At 73.4% G+C, this 25,703-nt stretch carries 19 protein-coding genes; 4 read left to right on the top strand and 15 right to left on the bottom strand.

What is annotated here, in order from left to right:
* Nucleotides 1-30 precede the first annotated feature (30 nt).
* From OP04_RS20415 to OP04_RS20380, 8 genes are all read right to left on the bottom strand, one after another.
* The gene (locus OP04_RS20415) at nt 31-1,284 is read right to left on the bottom strand and encodes a hypothetical protein (protein ID WP_232323663.1); all 1,254 of its coding nucleotides are present in this window, start codon (nt 1,282-1,284) and stop codon (nt 31-33) included.
* The gene (locus OP04_RS20410) at nt 1,281-2,312 is read right to left on the bottom strand and encodes a glycosyltransferase family 4 protein (RefSeq protein ID WP_033341353.1); all 1,032 of its coding nucleotides are present in this window, start codon (nt 2,310-2,312) and stop codon (nt 1,281-1,283) included. Before OP04_RS20410 ends, OP04_RS20415 begins: the two co-directional genes overlap by 4 nt.
* Nucleotides 2,312-3,439, bottom strand: coding sequence for a DegT/DnrJ/EryC1/StrS family aminotransferase (locus tag OP04_RS20405; RefSeq protein WP_033341352.1), 1,128 nt, complete (start codon nt 3,437-3,439; stop codon nt 2,312-2,314). Before OP04_RS20405 ends, OP04_RS20410 begins: the two co-directional genes overlap by 1 nt.
* Entirely contained in the window at nt 3,436-4,101 is a 666-nt protein-coding gene (locus OP04_RS56480) for an acyltransferase (protein WP_051798405.1), read from the bottom strand. Before OP04_RS56480 ends, OP04_RS20405 begins: the two co-directional genes overlap by 4 nt.
* The gene (locus OP04_RS20395) at nt 4,098-5,123 is read right to left on the bottom strand and encodes a Gfo/Idh/MocA family protein (RefSeq protein ID WP_033341351.1); all 1,026 of its coding nucleotides are present in this window, start codon (nt 5,121-5,123) and stop codon (nt 4,098-4,100) included. The genes OP04_RS56480 and OP04_RS20395 overlap by 4 nt, the downstream gene beginning before the upstream one ends.
* 9 nt (nt 5,124-5,132) lie before the next feature.
* Nucleotides 5,133-6,713: an O-antigen ligase family protein gene (locus OP04_RS20390; RefSeq protein WP_033341350.1), complete on the bottom strand. Its 1,581-nt coding sequence runs from the start codon at nt 6,711-6,713 to the stop codon at nt 5,133-5,135.
* 168 nt (nt 6,714-6,881) lie between these two features.
* Nucleotides 6,882-8,369, bottom strand: a complete 1,488-nt coding sequence (locus OP04_RS53490; protein ID WP_033341349.1) for a lipopolysaccharide biosynthesis protein — start codon at nt 8,367-8,369, stop codon at nt 6,882-6,884.
* Nucleotides 8,362-9,576, bottom strand: coding sequence for a glycosyltransferase family 4 protein (locus OP04_RS20380; protein ID WP_033341348.1), 1,215 nt, complete (start codon nt 9,574-9,576; stop codon nt 8,362-8,364). The genes OP04_RS53490 and OP04_RS20380 overlap by 8 nt, the downstream gene beginning before the upstream one ends.
* 165 nt (nt 9,577-9,741) lie before the next feature.
* Between OP04_RS20380 and OP04_RS20375 the strand changes: the two genes are divergently transcribed.
* A complete protein-coding gene (locus tag OP04_RS20375; protein WP_033341347.1) occupies nt 9,742-10,704 on the top strand; it encodes a 5'-3' exonuclease in 963 nt (320 codons plus the stop codon).
* A gap of 42 nt (nt 10,705-10,746) precedes the next feature.
* On the opposite strand, the gene OP04_RS20370 is transcribed toward OP04_RS20375, so the two are convergent.
* The 3 genes from OP04_RS20370 to OP04_RS20360 form a co-directional block, all read right to left on the bottom strand.
* Nucleotides 10,747-11,568: a serine hydrolase gene (locus tag OP04_RS20370; RefSeq protein WP_157240082.1), complete on the bottom strand. Its 822-nt coding sequence runs from the start codon at nt 11,566-11,568 to the stop codon at nt 10,747-10,749.
* 443 nt (nt 11,569-12,011) lie between these two features.
* Nucleotides 12,012-13,538 carry an alpha/beta hydrolase fold domain-containing protein gene (locus OP04_RS51870; protein WP_051798403.1) on the bottom strand — a complete coding sequence of 509 codons (1,527 nt, stop codon included), beginning with the start codon at nt 13,536-13,538 and terminating at the stop codon, nt 12,012-12,014.
* Between the two features lie 59 nt (nt 13,539-13,597).
* Nucleotides 13,598-14,032 carry a MarR family winged helix-turn-helix transcriptional regulator gene (locus OP04_RS20360; protein ID WP_033341346.1) on the bottom strand — a complete coding sequence of 145 codons (435 nt, stop codon included), beginning with the start codon at nt 14,030-14,032 and terminating at the stop codon, nt 13,598-13,600.
* Between the two features lie 64 nt (nt 14,033-14,096).
* Here OP04_RS20360 and OP04_RS20355 point away from each other — a divergent pair, with 64 nt between their 5' ends.
* The 3 genes from OP04_RS20355 (at nt 14,097) to OP04_RS20345 (ending at nt 17,809) form a co-directional block, all read left to right on the top strand.
* On the top strand, nt 14,097-14,246 hold the full coding sequence (locus OP04_RS20355) for a hypothetical protein (protein ID WP_198153907.1): 150 nt from the start codon (nt 14,097-14,099) through the stop codon (nt 14,244-14,246).
* Between the two features lie 77 nt (nt 14,247-14,323).
* Nucleotides 14,324-16,729, top strand: a complete 2,406-nt coding sequence (locus OP04_RS20350; protein ID WP_051798402.1) for a phosphoketolase family protein — start codon at nt 14,324-14,326, stop codon at nt 16,727-16,729.
* 108 nt (nt 16,730-16,837) lie between these two features.
* Nucleotides 16,838-17,809 (top strand): sensor histidine kinase, encoded by a 972-nt coding sequence (locus OP04_RS20345; protein WP_232323662.1) that lies wholly within the window; start codon nt 16,838-16,840, stop codon nt 17,807-17,809.
* Nucleotides 17,810-17,959: 150 nt separating this feature from the next.
* Here the strand turns inward: OP04_RS20345 and OP04_RS20340 are convergent, their stop codons facing one another.
* From OP04_RS20340 to OP04_RS20325, 4 genes are read right to left on the bottom strand one after another with little or no spacing between them, the layout of a single operon-like run.
* Nucleotides 17,960-20,773 carry an FtsX-like permease family protein gene (locus OP04_RS20340; protein ID WP_033341344.1) on the bottom strand — a complete coding sequence of 938 codons (2,814 nt, stop codon included), beginning with the start codon at nt 20,771-20,773 and terminating at the stop codon, nt 17,960-17,962.
* Entirely contained in the window at nt 20,770-23,931 is a 3,162-nt protein-coding gene (locus OP04_RS20335; RefSeq protein ID WP_198153902.1) for an FtsX-like permease family protein, read from the bottom strand. Before OP04_RS20335 ends, OP04_RS20340 begins: the two co-directional genes overlap by 4 nt.
* Complete coding sequence (locus OP04_RS20330; RefSeq protein ID WP_033341343.1) at nt 23,928-24,590, bottom strand: ABC transporter ATP-binding protein; 663 nt, start codon at nt 24,588-24,590, stop codon at nt 23,928-23,930. The genes OP04_RS20335 and OP04_RS20330 overlap by 4 nt, the downstream gene beginning before the upstream one ends.
* Nucleotides 24,587-25,510 (bottom strand): ABC transporter ATP-binding protein, encoded by a 924-nt coding sequence (locus OP04_RS20325; protein WP_033341342.1) that lies wholly within the window; start codon nt 25,508-25,510, stop codon nt 24,587-24,589. Before OP04_RS20325 ends, OP04_RS20330 begins: the two co-directional genes overlap by 4 nt.
* Nucleotides 25,511-25,703: the final 193 nt, after the last annotated feature.

Below are 25,703 nucleotides of genomic sequence, written 5' to 3'. Positions count from 1 at the left end.
TGCGGAGCGCACGGGCCGCGCGAGGGCTGGTCAGGGGGAGAATTCCCAGACCAGGGCGAGGTAGGTGCCGAACCAGGCGGAGAGCGCGGTCAGGGCGGTGAGGGTCACGGCCAGATGCGGGAGGCGGGCGCGGGCCAGCGCGAACGCTACCGGGATCAGCAGCGGGAACGCGGGCATCAGCAGCCGGGCCTTGGAGTGGAAGTAACCCTCGCCGCCGAGCGCCAGGGCCAGCACCACCGCGGCGAAGACCAGCAGCGGCCACGGGAGCCGCTCGGTGATCGCCAGGAACAGCAGCAGCACGCCGAGTGCCAGCACCGCGATGTTCATGTAGAGCGTCAGCGGGGAGGGCTCGGTGAGTACGGCCTTCGTCGTCCTCAGCGTGAAGACGCCGCCGTCGAACGCCATGCCCCACGCCTCGTCCTGCACGCGGAAGTAGCCGTCCGGGCTGCCGAGCCGGACGCCGACCCAGGCGATGTAGGCCAGCAGGCCGAGCGGCGACAGCGCGCCGGCCAGCCAGGGTCGCCAGCCGCCGCCGGTGAACCGGCCACGGTTGCCGATCACCGCGACCAGCGCGGCCAGCCCGACCGCGACCGCCAGCGCGCCACCGGTCGGGCGGGTCAGCCCGGCCAGCGCGCAGAGCAGCGCCGCGGTCAGCCAGTGGCGGCGCAGCAGCGCCCAGAGCGACCAGGCGGCCAGCGCGGTGAACAGCGTCTCGCTGTAGCCCATCGACTGGACCAGCGCGTGCGGCAGCACGGCCCAGAGCGCGGCCAGAAGCACGCCGGTGCGCCGGTCCCGCAGGTGGGTGCCGACCGCGGCGAGCCCGGCGGCGGCGACCAGGCCGGCCAGCCAGGAGACGACCACGCCGGCGATCGCGGCGCCGCCCGGGAGCACCAGGTCGACGGCCACGATCAGCGCCGGGAAGAGCGGGAAGAACGCCAGGTTCGTGGGGTCGGCGGCGCCGTCCGCGCCGATCGGGATCGCGGTGTCGTAGCCGCCGGTGGCGATGCCGGCGTACCACTTCGCGTCGAAGTCGGTCAGCAGCGCGGTGACCGGCTGGCCGGCCATCTTCGCGAACACGACCAGGACCGCGAGCGAGAAGAGCCGCAGCACGAGGTACGCCAGCACGGCCGGGCCGAAAGCGCGGAGCAGCCGGGTGTGCCACGGGCCGGAGGCGACGGCCTCCGGCGCGGCCGGATCCCCGGGCTCGGCCGGCGCGGCCGGTTTCCCGGGCCCGGCGGACGCGGACGAGGACGGCGGCACCGGCGCGGCGGCGGGCGTGCTCACGACAGGACCCGGCGGTAGACGTCTATCAGCGAGGCGGTGACCGCGTCCGGCTCCAGGCGGCGCAGGCGCTCGCGGCCGTTCGCCCGCCCGCGCGAGGCCAGGATCGGCTTGAGCGCCTCGGCCAGGTCGGTGACCAGCGCGTCCGTGGCCTCGGTCGTGCCCCACGGGTCCGGGAACGGGACCACGGTGGACGGCGTGACCGCGTCAAGGATCTCCGGGGTGTCGCCGACGTCGACGGTGACGACCGGCAGGCCCATCACCGCGGCCTCCTTGACCACCAGCGGGCCGCTCTCGGTGCCGCGCCGCGACGTGAGCAGCAGCGCGTCCGCGGCGGCGAACTTGCGGACCACGGCGTCGCGCTCCTGACCGGCCTCGGCCAGGACCAGCTCGCGGACCGGGAGCCCGTCCGCGGACAGCTTGTCGAGGACGGCGCGGAACACGTCGTACCCCTTCACCTGGTTTTCGGGTAGGGCACCGAACAGGACGACCTGGTCGCCGGGGGCGATGCCGAAGCTGGCCCGGACGCGTTCGCGGTCGGCCGGCGGCGTGAACAGGCCGAAGTCGACCGCGTTCGGCACGACGAAGCCGTCCGGGTCGCCGGCCGCGACCGCGAGCCGCCGGGACGGGTAGATCGTGGCCGCGACCGTGCCGGTGGTGGCCCGGGTGATCCGGCGCTGCCAGGGCTCGTTGACGTCGCTGCCGTACAGCGAAAGGACCCTGGGCACGCCCTTGACCAGCCGGGACGCGAGCGCGGTGAGTCCGTAGTGGACGTGCACGACGTCGTATCCGCCGGACGCGACCCGGGCACGCACGCGCGGCGCCGCGGTCAGGTAGTCGGACTTGCCGCGCGACTGCGCGACCACCTCGACGTCGACGTGGTGACCGGCCGCGCGCAGCGACTCGACCTGGTCCTTCACGAAGACGCCGCGGAACCCGCCGGGGGACGGCCACAGGTTGGTGACCGCCAGGATGCGAAGCGACGGCGGGGGGTCCGCAGACCCACCCGCCGCCGCGAACGACTCGGACATCAGTTCCCGTCGAAGTATGAACGGACCGCGGCGATGACCTCGTCGCGCTGCGCGTCGGTCAGCTCCGGGTAGATCGGGAGCGAGGCGCAGGTCGACTCGAACTTCTCGGTGTTCGGCAGGTCGCCCTGCTTGCCACCCAGGTACGCGAACGCGGGCTGCAGGTGCAGCGGCAGCGGGAAGTGGATGCCCGCGCCGATGCCGGCCGTCTTCAGGTGCGCCAGCAGCGCGTCCCGGTCCGCGGTGTGCAGCACGAAGTGGTGGTAGACGCTGCGACGGCCCGGGGCCTCCTCGACGAACGTCAGGTCGCCCACGCCCTCCAGGCCGGCCCGGTACCCGGCGGCGATCTCCCGGCGGCGGTCGTTGTCCGCGTCCAGCGTCTTGAGCTTCACGCCGAGGATCGCGGCCTGCAGCGTGTCGAGCCGGTGCGCGTAGCCGATGATGTCGTGCGCGTACTTGCTGATCCGGCCGTGGTCGCGCAGCTTGCGGACCTTCTCGGCCAGCTCCGGGTCGTTCGTGGTGATCGCGCCCGCGTCACCGAACGCGCCCAGGTTCTTGCCCGGGTAGAACGAGAAGCAGGAGATCGCGCCGTACGCGCCGGCCCGCACCGTGGAGCCGTCGGCCAGCGTGAACGAGGAGCCGTGTGCCTGCGCCGCGTCCTCGATCAGCGGGACGCCTGCCTCCTCCGCGATCGCGCCGATCGCGGAGAGGTCGACCGGCTGGCCGTGGATGTGCACCGGGATGATCGCCTTGACGTCGCCGGGGGCGAGCGCGGCCTTCAGCGCGGCCGGGTCCATGCAGCCGGTCTCCGGCTCGATGTCCACGAAGCGCGGGGTGGCGCCGAGCCAGACGACCGGCTCCGCGGTGGCGATGAACGTGTGCCCCGGAACGGCGACGACGTCGCCCGGACCGACCTCGAGCGCGGCCAGCGCCAGGTGCAGCGCGGCGGTGCCGGAGCCGACGCCGACCGCGAAGCGCGCGCCGCAGAACTCCGCGAACGCGGCCTCGAACTCCACCAGTTCCTTGCCACCGATGAACCGGGTGTTCGTGATGACCTCGGCCATGGCGGCGTCGATGCCGGCCTTGTGGCGCTGGTAGGACGCCTTGAGATCAACGAGGGGAATCGTCATGCGCTCGCTCCGATGGACTCGAGGGGTGGGTAGGGGCGGTGGTCCAGACCGGCCGGGCAGGTGAGCTCGTCGGTGGTCTTGGTCTGGCGGCCGGGGTTGCCGACCACCACGGCGCCGGGCGCGACGTCACGGGTGACGACCGTGCCGGAGCCGATGATCGCGTGCGCGCCGATGCGTACCCCGGGCAGGATCGTGGCATTTGCCCCGATCTTGGCGCCCTTCTCGATGTGCACGCCCTTCATGCAGGTCGAGACGGAGGGGCAGCGCGGGAACGGCGCGTTGGTGAGCGTGACGCGCGGGCCGATCCACGCGTCCTCCTCGATCACCGAGAACTCCGGGATGAAGCACTGCGAGTGGATCCGGACCCGGTCCCCCAGCGTCACGTGGTGCTCGACGACGGAGAGCGAGCCGATCGAGACGTTCTCGCCGATCGTGTTCGACTCACGGACCAGCGCGTGGTGGCCGGTCGCGAACTTCGGGCCGATCGTGTTGCCCGCGTAGAGCACGGTGTGCGTGCGCAGCGTCGCGCCGGCGCCGATCACCGTCTTCTCGTCCGTGGGGCCGGAGCGGCCGATGACGCAGAACTCCTCGACCACGCTCCCCTCCCCCAGCTCGACGCCGTCCGCGACCACGGACAGCGGGCTGATCACCGGGCTGGTCATGCGGACTTCCGCTGCGGGTTGACCGCGATCTGCTCGCCACCCTTGCGCAGCGACTCCTCGACGGCCTCCAGCACGGCCACGACCTCAACGCCGTTCCACCCGTCGGTGCGCGGGCGGGCGCCGGTGTCGACGCACTCCAGGAAGTGCTTGAGCTCGGCGCCGAGCGGCTCGGCCATCGGCAGGCTCGGCACGCGCATCGCGCCGTCGCGCAGCTTGTACTGCCAGGCGCCGTACGCGTCCGGGTCGAGGCGGTCGGCGCCCTTGTCGTACACCCGCAGCTTGGTCTCGGAGTCGACGTCGTCGAAGACCATCATCTGCTTCGAGCCGACGACCGTGGTCTTGCGGGTCTTGGACGGGTCGAGCCAGCTGACGTGCATGTGGGCCAGCACGCCGCCGGGGTAGCCGACGGTCACGAAGACCACGTCGTCGACGTTCTCGTTCAGGTAGCGGGCGCCGCGCGCGGAGACCCACTCCGCGCCCTTGCCGACCAGGAAGTTCGCGATCGAGACGTCGTGCGGGCCGATCGAGGTGAACGCGTTGACGTCGCTCTGGATCCGGCCCAGGTTGAGGCGCTGGGAGTGCAGGTAGAGCAGGTCGCCGATCTCGCCGGCGTCGATGATCTTCTTCATCTCCAGCACCGCGGGCACGTACTCGAAGACGTGGCCGACCATCAGCACCCTGCCGGCCGCGTCCGCCTGGGTGGCGAGCGAGGCCGCGTCCTCGGTGCTGAGTGCGAGCGGCTTCTCCACCATGACGTGCTTGCCCGCGTCCAGCAGACGACGGGTCAGCGGCGTGTGCGTGGCGGCCGGCGTGGCCACGATCGCGGCGGTCACCTCGGGGTCGTTGAGCACGACGTCGAGGTCGCTCACGACCTTCACCTGGGGGTAGAGCTGCTGGGCTCGGGCGGCCCGCTCCGGCGACAGCTCCACCAGGTAACGCCAGCGCGCGCCGGCGTGGTTCTGCAGGTTCCGGGCGAGGTTCGGGCCCCAGTAGCCGAACCCGATCAGCGCGACTCCACTCATGGTCGCCCCCTACTTCTCATCGTCGGTACGGCGAGCGGTCGGCTCGTCGGTGTCGGTGCTCACGGCCGTCTCGGCGGTCCCGGTGCTCGTGACGGCCACCGGCTCCTGCTGCTGCGCGCGGGACAGCATCACCCAGGAGATGCCCAGCACGGTGAAGAGCAGCGCCGGGAAGACCGGGTCCTCCAGCGACGGGGAGAGCACGGCGACCAGGCCGGCGAAGACGATGACCGCGATGCCCCAGAGCGTGGTCGGACCGGCCCGGTGCTGCTTCCACCGTTCCCTACGATCGCCCCACGAGCTGCGCAGCAGCGGCCAGGCCAGGAAGAAGATCCAGGTGAGGTACGCGACGACGCCCAGCAGACCGGTCTCCACCAGCAGGTGCAGCCAGAACGAGTCGACCTGCTTCTCGTTGGACCCGTAGAGCTGGAAGCCCTCCGGGCCGAAGCGGGTGTCCTGGTACCACTTCGGGTCCGCGGTGTAGGCCGCGATGCCGCCGAACTGGCCGATGCCGTAGCCGAGCACCGGGCGCTCGAAGAACAGCTTGACGCCCTGCTGCGCGTAGAGCACCCGGACCTCGCGCTCCGGGATGCCCTTGTCCTTGTCGCAGTTCGGGTTCGTCTCGACGCAGAACTCGTCGTCCTCCGCGCCGCTGGGCAGCCAGAGCGCGCTGAGCACGCCACCGAGGCGGCGTTCCAGCTCGGCGCGGTTCTCGTCCGAGATCGCGACCTGGCCGACGGAGAAGACCAGCACCAGCGCGGTGGCGACGGCGATCACGGCGTACTTGCCGCGGCGGATGATCGCGATGACGATCGCGGCACCGAGGAAGCCGAGCGCGGACTCGCGGGACTGGGTGGCGGACATGGCCAGCGCCAGGAAGCCGAAGCCCAGCCACCACTTCCAGCCGACCTTCTCCTTCGTGACGAACCAGCAGAGCAGGCCCATCAGCGCGATGGTGAGGAAGTGACCGAGGTGGTTCGGGTGGTCCATGAACGCGTGGGCGCGGTTGATGTTCGCCCAGGTCATGTTGTTCCAGCCGAGCAGCAGGTACGCGTTCATGCCGAACAGGAACTGCAGCAGCGCGACGACCGCGTTCAGCACGACCAGGACCGCGACCGGGGTGAGCACCCAGCGGATCTGCTTCTTGCCGGGCCGGGCCGCGCGCCAGGCGTAGAACACGATGACGCCGCGCAGGTAGACGTAGCCGGCCTGGGCGGTCAGCGACAGGTCCGAGCCGTTGGTCAGGCCGGCCAGCGCCAGGATCACGCCGAGCACGACGACCGCGATGTCGGCCTTGGTGGTGAAGTCACGCCACCGGTTGCTGATCACGACGACCAGCGCGGTGATGGCGAGCAGGATCAGGTAGACGGCGTTCTTGACCTGCTTGGGCCACGGCGGCAGGTCTTCGATGGTGCGGTTCGCGGCGTGGTCGACGGTCGTGGTGCTGAAGAGGGTCTGCACCCACGCTTCCAGCACGACCTCGACGAGGAGGAAGGACAGCAGGACGAGCAGGACTCCGGACAGCCAGCGAGTGAGGCGGCCGCGCGCCGAGGGCGCCGCATCATCCCGCTCGGCGTCACGCGAGAGAACCATCGAAGACAACCTGAACTCTTCCCGCCGCCACCGAGCCGGTGGCGGTCTTAGCCGGCCCCGCGGGGGCCGAGCGCCGTCGGACAGGGACAGTGGCCGGGTGTCGGGCCCGGTCACCCTTTCGGTTGACGGAGGCCGGCGCGGAACCGGCATCCGCCAGAAGGCTACCTTTCACGCAGCGTCACCGCTACCCGGGGTGGCGGGCGTGCCGCGACCGTCGCGCCAGAGCGTGCGGAGGTCTCCCGCCAGCACCGATGCGCCGATCAAAGCTCCTAGCAGGGCCGCTGCGACGTCTATCAGAACACCGGCGTTCCAGTGGTCCAGCAGGGCCGCGAACACAAGTGCCGAACCGACTACGCACAGTGCGCGAAGGACCGGTCCGAACCAGGACATACGGAGCAGGCGCCAGGCCACGATCAGCGGGATACCGGCCGTGATCGCGGTGCCCAGGACGTAGCCGCCCGCCACGCCGGCGGCACCGAACGCCGGGGTCAGCAGCGCCACCGCGATCAGGCCGGTGGAGGCGCCGGCCACCGCGGCCAGCGTGGGGACCCGGACGTGCTCGCCGCTGGACAGCGAGTTGACGGCCGCGACCGGGATGACCGCGAGATACGTTCCGGCCAGGATCAGGCGCAGGATCGGGGCGCCGTCCGCGTACCTGCCGGAGCCGAAGATCGTCAGCACCTCCGGCGCCAGCAGGATCGCGCCCACGAACAGCGGCGCGAGCACGGCCAGCAGCGCGCGGGTGGAGATGTCCGCCTGCTTCCGCACGCCCTCGGCGTCACCGGCGCCGTGCGCGCGCGCCATCGCCGGGAACAGCACCATGCCGAGCGCGCGGGGCAGGAAGTAGAACGGTGCGACGATCGCGACCGAGGCGGTGAAGTACGCGACCTCGTCGCGCGTGGCGAACCAGCCGGCCAGGATCTGCGTGCTCTGCAGGAAGCCGCTGGCGCAGACCGTGCCGATGCAGGCGAGCAGGATGTAGACCCAGATCTCGCGCCGGTCGGGGACCGTGCCGCCGGGGTGGTCCCGGCGCAGCCCGGCCCGGGTCCGCCGCAGTCGCCACCAGCCGGCCACGCCGAAGACGCCGTACCCGAGCGCGAGCGGCAGCACGTAGAGCGGGATTCCGGTCAGCACCACCGCCACGGTGCTGCCGACGGCGATCACCGAGGAGGCCAGTTCCAGTTTCGCGTAGTGCGCGACCTCGCCGAACGCGTAGAGCGTGGCCTTCTGCACGGTGTACGCGCAGAAGGTCACGCAGAGCAGCACGACCTGGACCACGTCGAGCGCCGGGAGGTCGTAGAACAGCCGGCTGACCGCGCCGGCCCCGGCACCCAGCACCACGGCGGCGGCCAGACCGAGCCGGGACAGCAGCCGGTCGACCGCGCCGACCGCACCGAGGTCGCCCCGGCCCTGTTGGAACGGGATGAACCGGGACGCGGCGCTGGCCAGGCCGGCCGGCAGCAGCAGGCTGGCGATCGTGCTGACCGCGACCAGCAGGCCGACCAGGCCGTAGACCTCCTGGTCGGTCGAGCGGGCGATCAGGGTGCCGTGGACGAACCGGGTCAGCCCCAGCGCGACCAGCGCGGCGAGGCTCATCGCCCCGCTGCGCGCCAGCCTGGCCGGCGCCGCCGTCCGCTCGGCCGTCTGATCAACCACGGTTCTTCCGGGCCGCCAGCCGGTCGATCACGTCGAAGTAGATCTGCTTCTGCGCGCTCCAGCGCAGGCCCTCCATCACCTTCGCGGCGCGGGCGGCCTGCTCCAGAGCCCGGTCCGGGTCCTTCGCCAGCGCGATCATCGCGGCCTGCAGCGTCTCCGGCGTGGCCGGGTCGACGTAGGTGACGGTGTCGTCCGGGAAGTACCGCTCGATGACCGGGTTACGGAACGTCACGCACGGCACGCCGAGCGCGGAGTACTCCAGCAGCTTGGTGGGGAGCACGCCCTCGGTCCACGGGTCGAGCATGCTCGGGACCAGGCCGATGTGCACGTTCTCCAGCTCGCCGACGATCTCGGTCATCGAGTAGAGGCGGGTGGGCAGGTCCACCGCGTCCTCGATGCCGAGCGCGCGGGCGGTCGCGCCGACCTCCTCGATGCCGTCGCCGCCACCGCGTATCTGCACGCGCGCGCCCGGCAGCGTCTCGCGGACGCCCTTGAGCGCCTTGACCACGTTGACCAGGCCGTGCCGCGGGGCTATGAGGCCGTGGTAGCTGAAGACGACCTCGCCGTCCGGGTCCCAGCGGCGCGGCTCCGGGCGGGGCGCGAAGAGGCGCTCGTCGGGGCAGTTCATCACGACCGAGACCGGCTTCTTCGTGTCCGCGCGCACCAGGTCCGCGTACGGCTCGTGGACGGTCATCACCTCGGTCGCGAAGCGCAGCGCCGCGCGCTCGGACAGCCGCACGCCGGACATGATCGCGCTCTTGCCCTCGAACTTCGCCGCGAAGAGCTTGCTGGTCAGGTCGTGCACGTCGAGCAGCAGCGGTACGCCGGCCAGCCGCTGGGCGAGACCGGCGAAGACCAGCGCCTCCGGCATCGAGTGGGCCTGGAGCACGTCGAACCGCCGGGGGTGGCGGGTCAGCCAGGCCGTGGCGCGCGCGCCGAACGAGCCGTACAGCCCGAGGTACGCCTTGGCGGAGGAGCCGCGGTACTTGCGCACCGGGAGGTGGATCACCCGCACGCCCTCGACCAGATCCTCGCGGGGACGGCCGTCGGCCTCCAGCGCGAGCACGGTCACCTCGTCGCCGCGCGCCACCAGCGCCTCGGCCTGGCGGCGGACCCGGGGGTCGGACTCGTACTGGCTGATCACGATCATGCCGATGCGCAGCGGCCGTCGGTTGTTCGGGACTTCGGCGTCACTGTCAGTGGTCACAGTCTCGGCCCGAGAGGTAGGAGTCGGGGACACCCGCAGACAATAGGTCGGCGCCGTCGCGCAACGGAGACCGGGGGGTCGTTGTGTGAGAAGCTTTCGCCCCTTACCTGCCGCAAGTTCACCATCCGTTGCCGTCCCGACGCGCGTGCTCAGGATTACCTTCGCATGCGGGTTAGGGTGACGGGTGTGAACCGGAGACCGCTGCTCGCCATCGACTCGGCCAGCCTGTACTTCCGCGCCTACTTCGGCATCCCGGAGTCCGCGGCCCGCGCGCCCGACGGCAGCCCGGTCAACGCGGTCCGCGGCTTCACCGACATGCTCGCCACGCTGATCCGCACGCGGAAGCCGGACAGGGTGGTCTGCGCGCTGGACGCGTCCTGGCGGCCGGAGTGGCGGGTCGCGCTGATCCCGTCGTACAAGGCGCACCGGGTCGCGGTCGCGCCGTCGGTCGAGGAGGTGCCGGACACGCTGGTGCCCCAGGTGCCGATCATCCTGGAGCTGCTGGAGGCGGTCGGCATCCCGGCGTTCGGCGTGGACGGCTACGAGGCGGACGACGTGCTCGGCACGATCGCGGTCACCCAGCCCGGCCCGGTCGAGATCGCGTCCGGCGACCGGGACCTGTTCCAGCTGGTCGACGACGCGCGCGGCACGCGGCTGCTCTACTGCGGGCGTGGCGTGGCGAAGCTGGAGGACGCGGACGAGGCGCTGGTCGCGGCGAAGTACGGCGTGGCGCCCCAGCGGTACGCGGACTTCGCGGCGCTGCGCGGCGACCCCAGCGACGGCCTGCCCGGCGTGGCCGGCGTCGGCGACAAGACCGCGGCCCGGCTGGTCGAGCGCTACGGCGGCATCGAGGACATCCTGGCCGCGCTGGACGACCCGGCGGCCGGCTTCGCCGCGGGCGTGCGCACCAAGCTGCTGGCGTCCCGCGACTATCTCACGGCGGCCGGCCCGGTCGTGCGGGTGGCGACGGACGTGAAGCTGCCGATCACCGACTACGACCTGCCGTCCGCGCCCGCGGACCCGGACGCGGTGCTGGCACTGGCCGAGAAGTGGAACCTCGCCGGGCCGTGCCAGCGGCTGGTGGACGCGATCACTGAGCCTTCTTCGACCGGAGCCGCCACCCGTTGACTCAGGCCCGGTGCGGAGGTCACGGCGCAGGTCGAGAATTGCTCATCGGTCTGTCCAGTCCATGAGCGCGCGGCCGAGCACCGCGTGCGCCTGCACGGCCGGGTGCGTCGCGCCGTAGTTGAGCACGTCGCCGAGCCGGTCCGCGAAGAGCGAGAACACCAGCGCGGGCCGGCCGGCGCGGTCGAACATGATGCCGGCCTCGTGCCGGGAGGCGAAGTCGTCCTCCCAGTCCGCGCCGTACTTGGCCGCCACCCGTTCCCGCTCCGCCGAGGACATCACCCGCCGGATGCCGTCGTGGTAGCCGCTGAGCGCGCGCAGCACACCCAGCATGAACGCGGTGGTGCCCGGCTTCAGCAGCCGGCCGGCGACCAGCCGGGACAGCAGGTCGTGGATCTCCCGGGGCGTGGTCACGCCGAGGAAGAACCGGTGCGGGTTCCCGACCGGCTCGACGCGCGTGTGCGTGAACCCCTTCGCGGCCAGGATCTCGTTGATGTCCAGGGCCGGGACCAGACTCCCGCACAGGCGCACCGCGGTGTTGTCGGAGACCAGCAGCATCGCGGCCAGCACGTTCGCCACCGTGACGCGGTCGCCCCAGACGGTCTGCAGGTCGTAGATGCCGCTGCCGGCCAGGATGACGTCCGCGGTCACCTCCACCCGGTGGTCCAGCGGGAACACGCCCCGGTCGACCGCGTCCAGCACCGCGACCGCGACCGCGAGCTTCTGCACGCTGTAGCCGTGCAGCACCGCGTCCGCGTCGTCCTCCAGGAGCGTGGCGCCGTGGTGGGTGATCAGCGCGTGCCAGCGGCCCCCGGCGGCCGCGGCCTGCGCGCGGTAGAGCGCACGCACGGACTCGAATCTCTGCACGGGCCGGAATCGTAGCCAGCGACAGCGCGGCCAGCGCGGCCGCCGCGCCCACCATGAGCAGCATGCCCATCGCGGGCCGGCCCAGCCACTCCCACGGCGGGTGCGCGATCCGGTGCGGCGTCGTCAGGCGGTGCGCGGCCAGCAGCGGCGCGGCGACCAGCACCGGGCCGCCGCACAGCGCCATGGCGAGCGCGAAGAACGCGTTCACCAGCGGGCGTGCGGGGGCCGGCGGCCCGCAGACGGGCGGCGATGTCCTCCGGGCGCACGGCGGGCAGGGCGCCGTCGGCCGTGGCCCGCACGGCGAGCCCGGACCAGCCCTCCCAGGGTGCGGGATTCCAGTGCGTCACGCTGCCGAGCATCGGGACCAGCCAGCCTTCCGGCACGGGGTCGACGCCTGCGGGCCATGCGCCGGGCACGGACCACCGCGAAGTGGGTGGATGAACCTAGCTTTTCGGGTTGAACGCCCGCCGGAGGTGGGCGGCCGTCTCCGCGAGCGCCCGCTGCGCCGTGTCCAGCGCCGGCGCGGCCGCCAGGAAGCCGTGCATCACCCCGTTGTAGCGCGTGGTGGTGACCGGGACGCCGGCCGCCGCGAGGTGGTGGCCGAACATCTCGCCCTGGTCGCGCAGCGGGTCGCGGTCCGCCGTGATGATCAGCGTGGGTGGCAGGCCGGCCAGCGCGGCCACGGGGTGGGAGAGCAGGTCGAGGCGGGGGTCGCCGGCCAGCGACGGCGGCACCGCGTGGGCCAGCAGCCAGGAGAGCGCGGTGAGCGGCAGCGGGCGCGCGTCGGCCTCGGAGGTCATCGAGTAGCCGTGCGGCGCGAGCGTGACCAGCGGGTGCACCAGGACCAGCGCGGCGGGCGACGTGTGGTGGGTGCGTTGCAGCGTGTCCGCGGTGGCCACGGCCATGGTCGCGCCGGTGAACTCGCCGGCGATCGCTGTCCGGGACGGGTCCGCGCCCAGGAAGCGGGAATGGTTCTCCAGCCAGTGGTACGCCGCGCGCACGTCGTCGAACGCGGCCGGGAACGCGTCCTCGGGCGCGAGCCGGTGGTCCGGGGAGACGACGATCGCGCCGGTACGGTTCGTCAGCGCCCGGCAGATCGTGTCCGTCTCGTCCGCGTCGCGCAGCACCCAGCCACCGCCGTGCGCCCACAGCACGACCGGCAGCGGCTCGTCCTGGCCGCCGGACGGGTGGTAGACGCGCATCGGCAGCCCGTCGTGCAGCAGCACCGTGCGCACGTCGCCGACCGGCTCGGGCGCCCAGGCCGGCAGCACGGCGCGGACCGCGGCGCCCAGCCCGGGGCGGCGGCGGGCCCGGTTGACGGTCAGCGTCTCCAGCGGCGCCGGGTGCAGCACGGCGAGCGCGTCGACCACGCGTTGCGCCTGCGGTTCGAGCAGGCCGGACGGGTCGGTGGCGAGCACGTCGCGGCGGCCGGAGACGCGGTCGCGGAGCCGGTCGACGGCGGCGGTGGCCGGGTCGGTGAGCCGGTGGGCGAGCGCGCCGGCCGGGCCGTGCGGGTGCGGGCGGGTCGGGGCGGCGCGCATCGCGGCCAGCCAGTCCTTGCCGAGCGCGGGCATGCTGTCCGCGCCGAGGTGTTCGCGCAGCTGGGGGAGGTATTCCTCTTCCTCCTCGGCCGCGTGCGTGCGGACGTCCGTGATCAGCTCCTGCACGGCCTCCTCGAACTCGGGGTCGCCGGGCTCGTTCTGCTGGATCACCACCAGCAGCTCCTTGAGCCGCTTGTTCTCGTCGCGCAGGTGCCGGGCCTCCGCGGCCGCGCCGGCCTTGGCGAGCGCGGGGCAGAGCACGCGTTCCTCCGCGTCGGTCTGCCGGGACAGCTCGTAGGAGACCTGGTCGGCGAGGACGCGGCGGTCGCCACGGCCGGCGGCGAGGTGCTGGAGCTGGCGTTCGACGACGGCGTGCCCGTCCGCGACGATCCGGTCCAGATCGCCGGGTCCGGTGGAGTAGTTGAGCATGTGCGGCCTCCCTCGCGAGACCCCCAGTGAACGATGCGCGGGTTGCGAGGGGGCGGGTTTCAGGTCTTTGCCGCCGCCGCGATCACCGTGGTCAGCGCCGCGTGCAGTTCCTGCAGCCGGCCGACGGGAATTCCGAGCCGTTCGACGATGGTGCCGGGGATCTTCTCGGCCTCGGCCCGCAGCGCGCGGCCGGCGTCGGTGAGCGTGACCGCGAGGCTGCGCTCGTCGTCCGGGTCGCGGTCACGCCGGACCAGGCCGCCGGCCTCGAGGCGTTTGAGCAGCGGGGAGAGCGTGCCGGGGTCGAGCATCAGCTGGCCGCTGAGCTCCTTGACGGACAGCGGCGAGCGCTGCCAGAGCGCGAGCATCACCAGGTATTGCGGGTGGGTGAGCCCCATCGGCTCCAGCAGCGGCCGGTAGACGCCGACCACCGAGCGCGACGCCACGGAGAGCGCGAAGCAGACCTGGCGTTCGAGCGCCAGCAGGTCTTCAGTCACGGTGACATCCTACCGATAGTTGGGGTACAAAGTATTTGCACACCAATCGTCGAGAGGCGCGATCATGAAGAACCCCGAGGACGGCGGCTGGGTCTGGCGTCAGCTCTACAAGATCTTCGGCCCGGCCACGGTGTCCGGGGACGCGCTGCAGGGCTGCTCCCAGGAGGCCCGCGATCAGTGGAAGCGCCATCTGGAATCGCGCAAGAGGGCATAGGTCCCGGGACGGACAGGTCCGCGTCCCCCGGCGCGATCGCCCCTCCTACGGCACGCTGGTGCACGGATGGAGATCGCATGAGGGGGTACGCGGTGACTGTGACCACCGTCGACGAGAATCTGCTGCACACGCTCGCCGAGCCGGGCGACGACGAGATCGCGAGCCTGGACGCCTGGTGGCGGGCGAACAACTACCTGACCGTCGGCCAGATCTACCTGGGCGCGAACCCGCTGCTGCGCGAGCCGCTGAGGCCCGAGCACATCAAGCCGCGCCTGCTCGGCCACTGGGGCACCAGCCCCGGCCTGTCGTTCGTCTACGCGCACGTGTCCCGGCTGATCAGCAAGACCGGGCAGCAGGCCATCTACCTGGCCGGCCCCGGGCACGGCGGTCCCGCGCTGGTCGCGGCCGGCTATCTGGAGGGCACCTACTCGGAGGTCTACCCGACGGTGTCGCTGGACGAGCCCGGCCTGCTGCGGCTGTTCCGCCAGTTCTCCGCGCCGGGCGGCATCCCGTCGCACGTCTCGGTCACCACGCCCGGCTCGATCCACGAGGGCGGCGAGCTGGGCTACGTGCTGGTGCACGCGTTCGGCTCGGTGATGGACAACCCGGACCTGCTGTCGATCGCGGTGGTCGGCGACGGCGAGGCCGAGACCGGGCCGCTGGAGGGCTCCTGGAAGGGCGTCTCGTTCATCAACCCGGCGCACGACGGCGCGGTGCTGCCGATCCTGCACCTCAACGGCGCGAAGATCGCCGGCCCGACCGTGCTGGCCCGCAAGAGCCCGCAGGAGGTGCACGCGCTGCTGGAGGGCCACGGGTACGACATCATCGAGGTCTCCGGCGCGGACCTGCCCGGCATGCACCGGCGGTTCGCGGCCGCGCTGGCCGAGGCGTGGGGCAGGATCCGGGCGATCCAGGCGGCGGCGCGCGGCGGTGACTGGGACGGCACGCGGCCCCGCTGGCCGCTGATCATCCTGCGCACGCCGAAGGGCTGGACCGGGCCGGAGGAGGTCGACGGGACGCAGGTCGCGGGCACGTGGCGGGCGCACCAGGTGCCGCTGTCGGGCGTGCGGGAGAACCCGGACCATCTGCGCATGCTCGAGGAGTGGATGAAGTCTTATCGCCCTGAGGAGCTCTTCGACGCTTCCGGGCGACCGACCGCGCTGGTCACGGCGCTCAGCCCCGCCGGGGACCTGCGGATGAGCGCGAGCCCGCACGCGAACGGCGGACGACTCACGCGCGACCTGGACATTCCGGACTTCCGGGACTACGCGGTGGACGTGAAGGCGCCGGCCACGCTCAAGGCGGAGTCGACGCGCAAGCTCGGCGAACTGCTCCGCGACATCTACCGCGACAATGCGGACAATTTCCGGCTCTTCTGCCCGGACGAGACGAACAGCAACCGGCTCGGTGCGGTCTTCGAGGAGTCCGACCGCGGTTTCATGGAGCAGACGTTCGCGCACGACACCAAGCTCAGCCGCGACGGCCGCGTGATGGAGGTGCTCTCCGAGCACAACTGCCACGGCTGGCTGGAGGGCTACACGCTGACCGGGCGGCACGGCATGTTCGCCACCTACGAGGCGTTCGCCATGGTCAGCGCGTCACAGACGGTGCAGCACGGCAAGTGGCTGCAGGAGTCCCGGCGGCTGGACTGGCGGGCCGAGGTGCCCAGCCTGAACGTGCTGCTCACGTCCACGGCCTGGCGCAACGACCACAACGGGTTCTCGCACCAGGGGCCCGGCCTGATCCAGGTGGTGCTCACCCAGCGCGGCGACATCGCCCGCGTCTACCTGCCGCCGGACGCGAACACGCTGCTCAGCGTGGCCGATCACTGCCTGCGGTCGCGGTCGTACATCAACCTCATCGTGATCGACAAGCAGCCGCAGCCGCAGTGGCTGACCATGGACGAGGCGATCGCGCACTGCACCCGCGGCGCCGGCATCTGGGACTGGGCCGGCAACGACGACGAGACCCGCGAGCCGGACATCGTGCTGGCCTGCGCGGGCGACGTGGTCACCATGGAGACCGTGGCCGCGGCGCAGATCCTCAAGGAGCGGCTGCCGCAGCTCTCGGTGCGCGTGGTCAACGTGGTCGACCTGATGGCGCTGGCCCGGCCGAAGGACCACCCGCACGGCATGAGCGAGACCCGGTTCACCGAGCTGTTCACGGACACGGTCGATGTGATCTTCGCGTTCCACGGCTACCCGGGCGCGATCCACCAGCTGGTCCACGGCCGGCCGGACGCGGACCGGTTCCGGGTGCGCGGCTTCGTCGAGGAGGGCACCACCACCACGCCGTTCGACATGACCGTGCGCAACCGGGCCTCCCGCTACCACCTGGTGATGGACGCGATCAACAACGCCACGCGGCTCCCGCGCGGCGCGGCGGACCTCAAGGAGTGGTGCCTGCGCAAGCTCGCCGAGCACGAGGCGTACGTGGTCGCGCACCTCGAGGACCTGCCCGAGATCCGCGACTGGTCGCTCTGAGGATCAACCCGTTCCGGGGGTACGGCTGGGAGAACGTACCCCCGGAACGGGTTTCAGGGTTTTTGCACGCTTACGGGTGCGGGCCGGGGCATGCCTAGACTGGCTGACGTGGAACCCCCGGCCCGCACCTCTCCCCCGCCCCGCACGGGCGGGCACTTCCACCAGGCCGCGTTCCACTCGTCCGCCGCGGAGCTGCTCGCCGTCGTCGTGCCGTTCCTGCTGGCCGGCGTCGCGCTCGGCGAACCGACCGTGGTCGTGCTCAGCGACGAGTACGAGGCGATGGTCCGCGACGCGATGCCCGCGGACGGCAAGGTCGACTTCTTCCCGGCCGCCCCGCAGTACCTGCGGCCCGCCACCACGATCCGCGGCTTCCGCGCGCTGCTGGCCGGGCACGTCGCCGCCGGCGCGCGGCAGGTCCGCCTGGTCGGCGAGGTCCCGCCGGCCCTGTTCGGCGACGCGTGGGACGCGTGGGCGCGCTACGAGTCCGCGGTCAACCACGCCTACGACGACTTCCCGCTGCGCAGCATGTGCGTCTACGACCGGGTGCGGACGCCCGCCCGGGTGCTGGACGACATAGCGCGCACGCACCCCTACGCGGCCGTGCACGGCGGCGGGCACGTGCGGCAGTCGACGTTCCTGCCGCCGTCGCAGTTCCTGTCGCTGTCCGGGCCGCGCCACTGGGCCGGCGGTGTGCCGCCGATCCCGCCGCACGCGGAGCTGCGCGGGCCGTCTCCGGCGGAGGCACGGCAGGCGGTGCTGTCGGCCGTGAGCGACGGGCGGCTGGGGGCGGACGCGCTCGACGATCTGACGGTCGCGGTCAGCGAGACCGTCACCAACGCGCACCGGCACGGGACGCCGCCGGTGACGGTGCGGCTGTGGTCGCTGCCGGACCGGGTCACGGTCGCGGTCTCCGACGCCGGAACCGGGCCGGCGAACCCGTTCGCGGGGCTGCTGCCGGCGGGGGACGGCGCGCGGGGCGGCCTGGGCCTCTGGGTCACCCACCAGTGCTGCGACCACGTCACCGCCCACTACGGCCCGGACGGCTACACGGTCACCATGACGATGAACGTGACCCGGTAGACGGTCCGTCGCCGTCCGGCGGGCGCTGGGCCGGCATCGGCGCCGGCGTTGCCCATCGGGAACGCGAGAGCCGATGGAGGCGGCCCGAGGCGACGGAGCGGGCGAAATCTCGGCTCACAAGCCTCAACGGCAGCCGCAGCTGTGGCGGCCTCAGCCGCCGATACGGAGGATCTCGCCCAGGTTGCGACGACGGCGGACCGCGGACTCGACCGGGACCACGACCGCGACCGCGCCGATCACGACGACGGCCAGGACCGCGATCTGCCACCAGGGCAGGGCGAGCGGAGGATCGGCGTCCTGGGCGGTGAGCAGGCGCAGGGACAGCGACTCCGTGGTCAGCAGGGCCAGCACGGCGCCGATGACCGGGCCGGCGATCGCGGCGACCAGGGGCGGGGGCAGCAGCTCGCCGGCCGCGACCCAGCGCATGTCGCGGGGGCGCAGGCCGAGCGTGCGGAGGCGGCTCAGGGTCAGCCAGCGGTCCGGGGCGCCGGCGGCGGCGCCGAGGAACAGCCCGAGCAGGCCGAGCGCGAGCAGCGTCGCGGCGGAGGCACGGGCGAGCAGCCGCAGGCCGGCGGTGAGCGGGGCGTCGCTGCGGCCGGCCAGGACCTCGGTGCGCACCAGCGGCACGGTGGCGTCGCCGATCGCCGTGACCGCGTCGCCGGCGCCGGGGCCGGTGGCCCAGATCGTGTTCGGCTCCATCGGCAGGCCGGCGTCAGCCAGGGCGGCGGCGTCCACGACGACCAGGGCGGGGGCGTCGCCGATCAGCGGGGCGGCGCCGACCGCGGTCAGCGGCAGCGCGGGTTCGTCCTCGCGGTACAACGTCATCGCCGCACCGGTCCGCATCGCCCCGTCCGCGGACCTGACCAGCACCGGGATCGCGGCGGCCGGGCCGCCGGACGGTGTCGGCGCCACGGTCGAGGGCGCACCCTCGACAGACGGCGAGGACGCACCGGGCGGCGGGACCGCGGGAGATGTGGCGTCCGCCAGCAGGTCCAGCGCGGACACCCCGGAGATCTCGGTGTCCGCCAGCAGCGTCCGGAACGCTGCCGAGTCGACGACCAGGAGCTCCGGCGTGAGGGCGTTCTCGTCGGCGGTGATCCGGACGGCGGACAGTAGCTGCGCCACCGCCGTGTGCCGGACGCCCGGCGCCGCGGCGATGCGGGCTGCCAGGTCCGGGACCGAGGCGGAGGCGGCCGGGGAGAGCGTGAGGCTGGCGTCGGCGCCGACCGTGCGCCACGCGCCCGCGTCGAGCCCCCGGTCGACGGTGACGCCGAGCGTCAGGGCGAACGTGGCGAGCGTGGTCCCGGCCACCATGATCAGCAGCGGCAGCGCCCTGCCGGACGTGTCCGCGGCGCGGGCCGCGCCGAAGACCGCGAGCGGGCGGCGGGAGCGCAGCGCGCCCCGCAGCACGAACCCGATCACGGCCGGGAGCAGGCGGAGCAGCAGCAGGCCGGCCGCGACGGCGGCGAGCGCGGGTGCACTGGCCGGGAGCCCGTCGTCGCCGGCGACGATGCCGCGCTGGCGGAGCGCGACGAACGCGCCGACCGCGGCGGCCACGACCGCGGCCTCCAGCGTGAGACGGCGGATCTGCACGGTACGCGCGGCCCACCGGCGGGCCGAGCGGTTCGCCGGGGCGCGGCGGTTGCGGGTGGCGCGCGCGGCGGCGAGCACGCCGAAGCCCGGCCCGGCGAGCACGGCCGCGACCACCACCGGCACCGCCCAGGTCCAGGCGACGCCGGGCCCGAACAGCAGCGTGAGCCCGAGCCCGGCCGCGCCGGCGAGCGCCGCCACCAGCACGGACTCGACCGCCAGTTCGGTCGTGAGGTCGGGCAGGGACGCGCCGCGCCGCCGGGCCGTGGCCAGCCCGGGACCGCGGCGGCGGGCGAGCAGGTCGGCGGCGAGCAGCAGGACCAGGACCGCGGCGGTGAGAACGGCGAGGAGCAGCACGGACGACTGGGTGACGGCGGCGTCGACGGCACGCCGGCCCTCGCGGAGCACGGAGTCCAGCTGGGACTCCCAGCGGATCGCCTCGCCGTACAGGCTGCCGGAGGTCGAGGAGGTGGCCTTGAGCCGGGTCACGGCCGCGCTCAGCGCCTCCGCGCCGGCGAGCGTGAGCCTGCCGGTGTCCGGGGTCAGCCAGACGGTCCGGTTGAGCTGCTCGTCCTCCATCCCGAGGCGGGCGTCGGGGAGCGAGTCGCGGGTGAGCAGCGCGCCGATCCGGGTGATGCCGATGCCGTCCGCGCCGTCGATCGGGCCGAGCGCCGCGGGCGCCAGCCGCCAGGCCGGATCGTCCGGGTCGACCGGCCGGAAGATGCCGCTGACCAGGATGTCCTTGGGGTTGCGATTCGTGTCGTCGGCCCTGATGTGGTCGCCGGGGCGCACGCCGAGCTCGGCCGCGGACCGTTCGGTGAGTCCGGCCTGGATGGTCCACGGGCCCGACGACGGCAGCTCGGTGAAGCCCGGTGCGGTGGCGGCCGGCGCGGTCCCGGCGATCCAGGTGACGTCCGGCCCGCCGCCGGCCTCCGGGGCGTTCGCCAGGTAGGCGAGCTGGACGGTGCGCGGCGCCGTACCCTCGGGGATCTTGAAGCTCTCGCTGATCGCCGACACGATCGGCGGGGCGACCAGCTCCTCGAGGCCGTCCGGGAGGCTGGCCAGGCTGAAGTCGCGCAGCCGGTCGACGTCGTCGGCCAGCTCGGCCTGGCGGACCCGGACGCCCCGGTCCCCGTAGTCGTGCCCCCAGTCGGACCGCATCCGCACGGAGGCCTGGTCGCCGGCCCGGACGACCGAGTCCCGGATCGCGGCGTCGGCGGTGTCGCTCAGCAGCGGCGGCACCGCGGACGCCAGCATCGACACGGACGCGACCACGGTCACGACCAGCGCGAGCGGGCCGGCGTCGGCGCGCGCCCGCCCGGCCACGCTCGGCCAGTGCGGCGCGGGGACGAACCGGCGGACCGGGCCCGTCACGACGCCACCCGCAGATGGGCCGCGTCCGCGCGCCGGGCCTGCACGGCGACGACGACGGCCACCGACACCAGGCACGCGGTCAACAGTGCCGCGATCAGCCCGGCCTCGGCGGCCCACGGCCATTGCGGCGTCACGTCCGGCACCGGCGCGGCCCCGGTGTCGGAGCGCACCAGCCACGGCACCACCAGCACCGTGGCCAGCGCGCCGACCAGCGCGCCGGCCACGACCAGCGGGGTCAGCACCCCGGCGTGCTGGCCGAGCAGCACCCGCCGGATCTCCCGCCGCGTCATTCCCAGCCCGCGCAACCGAGCCACCTCCAGCGCCCGGACCTGAAGGTCGCAGGTGACGTGCAGAATCACGCCGGCGAGGAGCAGCAGCGCGGCCGCGGGCACCAGCAGCCGGAGCGTGGCGGGCAGGCCGGCGCGCAGCGGTCCGCCGGTCAGCCGCGCCTCCTCGTCCGTGCGGGTGAGCACCGCGCCCAGGTGCAACGCGGTGGCGTTCGCCTCGGCGTCCGGCGCGAGGTTCCCGGCCCACCAGGCGTCGACCGACGGCTGGACCTCGCCGGCGCTGAAGATCATCGCGCGGGAGAGCCAATCCGCGTCGGCGAGCAGTGCACCGGCGCCGGGAGCGGAGGGCACGGACGGCACCACGCCCTGGACCAGCACGTTCACCGGGGTCAGGCCGACCAGGACGGACAGGTTCGCGCCGGCGCTGAGGCCGAGCTCGTCGGCCAGCCGCTGCGAGATCACGACCGGCACGCTGCCCGGCGCCGGGAAACCGGCGGCCACGACGGTCCGGGCGGCCTCGAGCGGGCCGACCAGCTGCACACGGCTGCGTATGGTGATCGTCTCGCCGGTCATGTCGAGCGCGGTCGCCCTGACCAGCTCCGGCAGCGGGCCGACCGAGCCGACGTCCCAGGCGCGGGCGGGAGCGCCGGTGAGACCCGGAACGGTGAGCGTGACCGAGACGTCGCTCTCCTCGGGCTGCGCGACCACGGAGGCGTACAGCGACTCCCAGTCGGCGATCAACGGCATGGTGACCGCGACCAGTTCCACGCCGTCCGGGACGACGCAGCCGGTCAGCGGATGCGCCGTGCCGTCCAGCATGATCTGGTCGGCGACGCAGGGCACGCGCAGCCCGGCCCGGTCCTGGAAGACCAGCTTCGGCGCGACCAGGAGCGGGATCGAGGCGGTCGACGTGCCGCGGACGGTGACCGCGGCCCCGGCCGGCACCGGCAGTCCGGCGAGCTCGTCGGCGGGGGCGAGCCCGGCACCGGCCTCGGCCCAGGTGCGCCCGTCGCCGAGCCGGCCGCGCAGCAGGTCACCGGCGTGGGTGGTGTCGATCGCGAGCAGCCGGGGCGCGTCGCCGCCGGTGCCGAGCCACTGCCCGATCGAGACCGGCCGATCGCTGACCGGGCTGACCGTGCCGCCGGTGGCGGTGCGGACCGCCTCGCCCTGCCCGGTCTCGGGGCGGGCGGCGAGCGTGAGCGCCAGGTCGGTGCCGACCGACAGCGCGGCCTGGTCCTGCTGGGACCGGTGCCAGGTGGCGTCGTACCCGAGGCCGAACGTGCCGGCCGCGCAGGCGAGCCCGACCAGCAGCCCGGCCGCGACCGCCTGCGGGCGGCGGGCCGCCTCGAACGCGGCCAGCGGGATCACGAAGCCGCGGGCGCGGCGGGCGAGGAGGTCGGCGAGCGCGAGCGCGGGCGGGACCAGCCGGAGTGCCAGCGCGGCGCCGGCGAGCAGCAGCAGCGCGGGGGCGAGGATCCGGACCGCGTCCTGGCCGCCGGCCTCGGCGGGCTGGGACCACAGCTGCCACAGTCCGGCCCCGGCGAACGCGACGAGCAGCACGTCCGCGCCGGAGCGGGCGATCAGTTCGCCGCGGCTCCGGCGTTCCTTCACCTCGGCGACCGGCTGCAGCGCGAGCGTGACGAGCACCGCGCCGAGCAGCAGCGCGCCGGCGGCCACGGTCAGCGTCTGGAGCCCGGTGACGGCGAACGTCTCGGTGAGCCCGGCGCCGCGCAGCGCGGGCAGCCGGGTGATGGCGGCGTGCAGGCCGGACGAGGCCGGTACGCCGATCGCGGTGGCGGTGGCGGTCAGCAGCAGTGCCTCGACGGCGGCGATCCCGGCCAGCTGGCGGCGGCTGAAGCCGAGCGCGGACAGCAGCGCGGCCTCGACGGTCCGCACGCCCGCGGTCAGCCTGGCCGCCAGCGCCAGCGCGGTCGCGGTGAGCACCGAGCCGATGATCGCGACCGCCGCGACCGTGGCCGTGGTGACCTGCTGCTGCGCGTCGGCCGCGGCGAGCGTGCGGGGCAGCGCGGTGGTGATCCGTTCGACCTCGACGCGGTCGCCGAGCACGCCGCCGAGCCGCCGGTCCGCGGCCCGCACCCGGCCCTCGACCGCGTCCAGCGCGGCGTGGTCGGCGGCGGAGAGGTCCGGCCGGGCGGTGACCTCCAGCCGGTCCAGGGTGGAGCCGCTGGCCAGCACGTCCGCGAGGTCGACCAGGAACGGTCCGTGGGTGGCCAGCGGACGCTGGAACCGTCCGTCGTTGTAGGCGGGGTTGAAGCCGGCGCCCTCCAGCGGGTCACGGTTCCAGCCGGCGCCGGGCAGCGTCTCGACGATGCCGACCACGGTGACCTCGAACCCGGCCGGACGCCCGCGGGTGTTCTCCGCACCGAACGGCACCCGGTCGCCGATCGTCAGGCCGAGCTGCCCGGCGGTGCTGCGCAGCAGCGCGGTCTCGAACCCGCCGGCCGGGAGCCGCCCCTCGACGATCTCCACCCGGGACGCCAGGTCGGTGACGGAGGACAGGTAGCCCTGGGACGGGAAGTCGCCGCTGTGCGGCATGCTCGGCAGCGGCCGCAGCAGCGTGGACGTGCGGGTGGAGAGCGTGACCTCGAACGGCGCGACCGCGTCGGTGAGCACGCCGCCGGTGTCCTCGATGACCGAGCGCGCGTCCGGCCCGGAGACGGTCACCGTGTACGCGGTGATGTCGGTGTTCTCCGGGGTGGCGCGGGCGGCGGCGGTCTCCACCGCGCGTTCGCCGGTGCGGGTGACCAGCAGCGCGCACACGCCGAGCAGCGTGACGCCGACCGTGACGACCGCGAGCAGCGCGGCCAGCAGCGGCCACTGGGCGCGGGCCCGGCGGGCCAGGAAGCTCACGGAGCGTCGACCTGTCCGTCATGGATGTTGATCACGCGGTCGGCGAGCGCCATCATCACCGGGTCGTGCGTGGAGACGAGTGCGGTGACGCCCTCGGACTCGACGATTCCGCGCAGCAGCGCCATCACGGCCAGGCCGGTCTCCGCGTCGAGCTGGCCGGTGGGCTCGTCCGCGATGAGCAGCCGCGGGGAGGCGGCGAGCGCGCGGGCGATCGCGACGCGCTGCTGCTGGCCGCCGGACATCTCGCCGGGGCGCTGTCGCGCGTGGTCGGCGAGCCCGACCAGTTCCAGCAGCAGCTGGACGCGTTTCTCCCGTTCGGCCGCGGGCGTGCGGGCCAGCCGCAGCGGCGCGCCGACGTTCTCCGCGGCGGACAGGACCGGGATCAGGCCGAACGTCTGGAAGACGTAGGAGACCTTCTCCCGGCGCAGGTGGGACAGGCCGTCCTCGTCGAGCGCGGTGACCTCGGTGCCGTCGACGTGCACGGTGCCGCCGGACGGGCGGTCGAGGCCGCCGATCACGTTGAGCAGCGTGGTCTTGCCGGAGCCGGAGCGGCCGACGAGCGCGACCATGGTGCCGGCCTCGACGTCGAAGGAGACGTCGCGCAGGGCGTGCACGTCGCCGAACCGGCGGCTGACACCCCGTACCCGCAGAAGGCTCATGAATTATCCGGTTTGATCGACACGTGGTCGGCTTCGAGCGCGAGACGGACCCGGCGGGTGAGCGCCAGCGCCTCCCGGTACTCGCGCGGCACCTGCACGCGCCCGGCCCGGTCCATCACCGCGTACTCCTCCGCGATCACGTGGGTGTCGCCGTCGCCGTCGACCGCGGAGCGGCGCAGCACCTCGCTGCTGGTGCGCCCGTCCCGGATCGCGATCGTGCGCTCGACCTGGCCGCTGACCTCGGGGTCGTGCGTGACGACGACGATGGTGACGCCGAGCTCGCGGTTGACGTCGCGCAGCGCGCCGAAGACCTCGGCCGAGGTGGCGGTGTCCAGCTCGCCGGTCGGCTCGTCGGCGAGGAGCACGCGTGGCTGGTTGGCCAGCGCGACCGCGATCGCCACCCGCATCTGCTGCCCGCCGGAGAGCTGCGCGGGCCGCCGGTCCGCCAGCTCTCCCACGCCGAGCATGTCGAGAAGCTCAGAGGCACGCGCTTTCCTGGTACGCACAGGGGTGCGCGCCGCCGTCATCGGCAGGTCGACCATCTGGTGTGCCGTCAGGTACGGCACCAGGTTGCTGGCGGTCTGCTGCCGGACGAACCCGACCGTCTGCCGCCGGTAGCGCACCCGGTCGGATCGTGACATGTCCAGCAGGTCCCAGGTGTCGACGCGGGCCTTGCCGGCGGTGGGCGCGTCGATGCCGGCCAGGATGGACAGCAGCGTGGACTTCCCGGACCCGGACGCGCCGACGACCGCGACCATCTCGCCGGACTCGACGGTCAGGTCCAGGCCCTGCAGCGCCTGCACCTCGATCGAGCCGGTCTGGTAGATGCGCACCAGGCTCTCGCAGGCGATCAGCGCGTCGCGGCCGAACTCGGGCGCCCGGTCGGGCGGCTTCGGAAGGGACAGCGGTGTGATGGACATCCCTCTCCTATGCCTGCGGTCGCGCAGACCCTATACATCGATCTCCCTCGGGTCAACGACCAAGATCGGTCCGTTGCATACGCCCCCGTATGGGTGAATCGACGGTGATTCCGCCCGACTCTGAACCTTCCTCATGGCGGGCCGCGTAGGACCGGTTGCGCGCACGTTCATGAATCCGATCCGGCTAGGAATG

Source organism: Catenuloplanes japonicus (assembly GCF_000717135.1).
Classification (GTDB): domain Bacteria; phylum Actinomycetota; class Actinomycetes; order Mycobacteriales; family Micromonosporaceae; genus Catenuloplanes; species Catenuloplanes japonicus.
The sequence above is the reverse complement of the archived record's forward strand: the minus strand, read 5'-3'. Positions and strand labels throughout refer to the sequence as shown.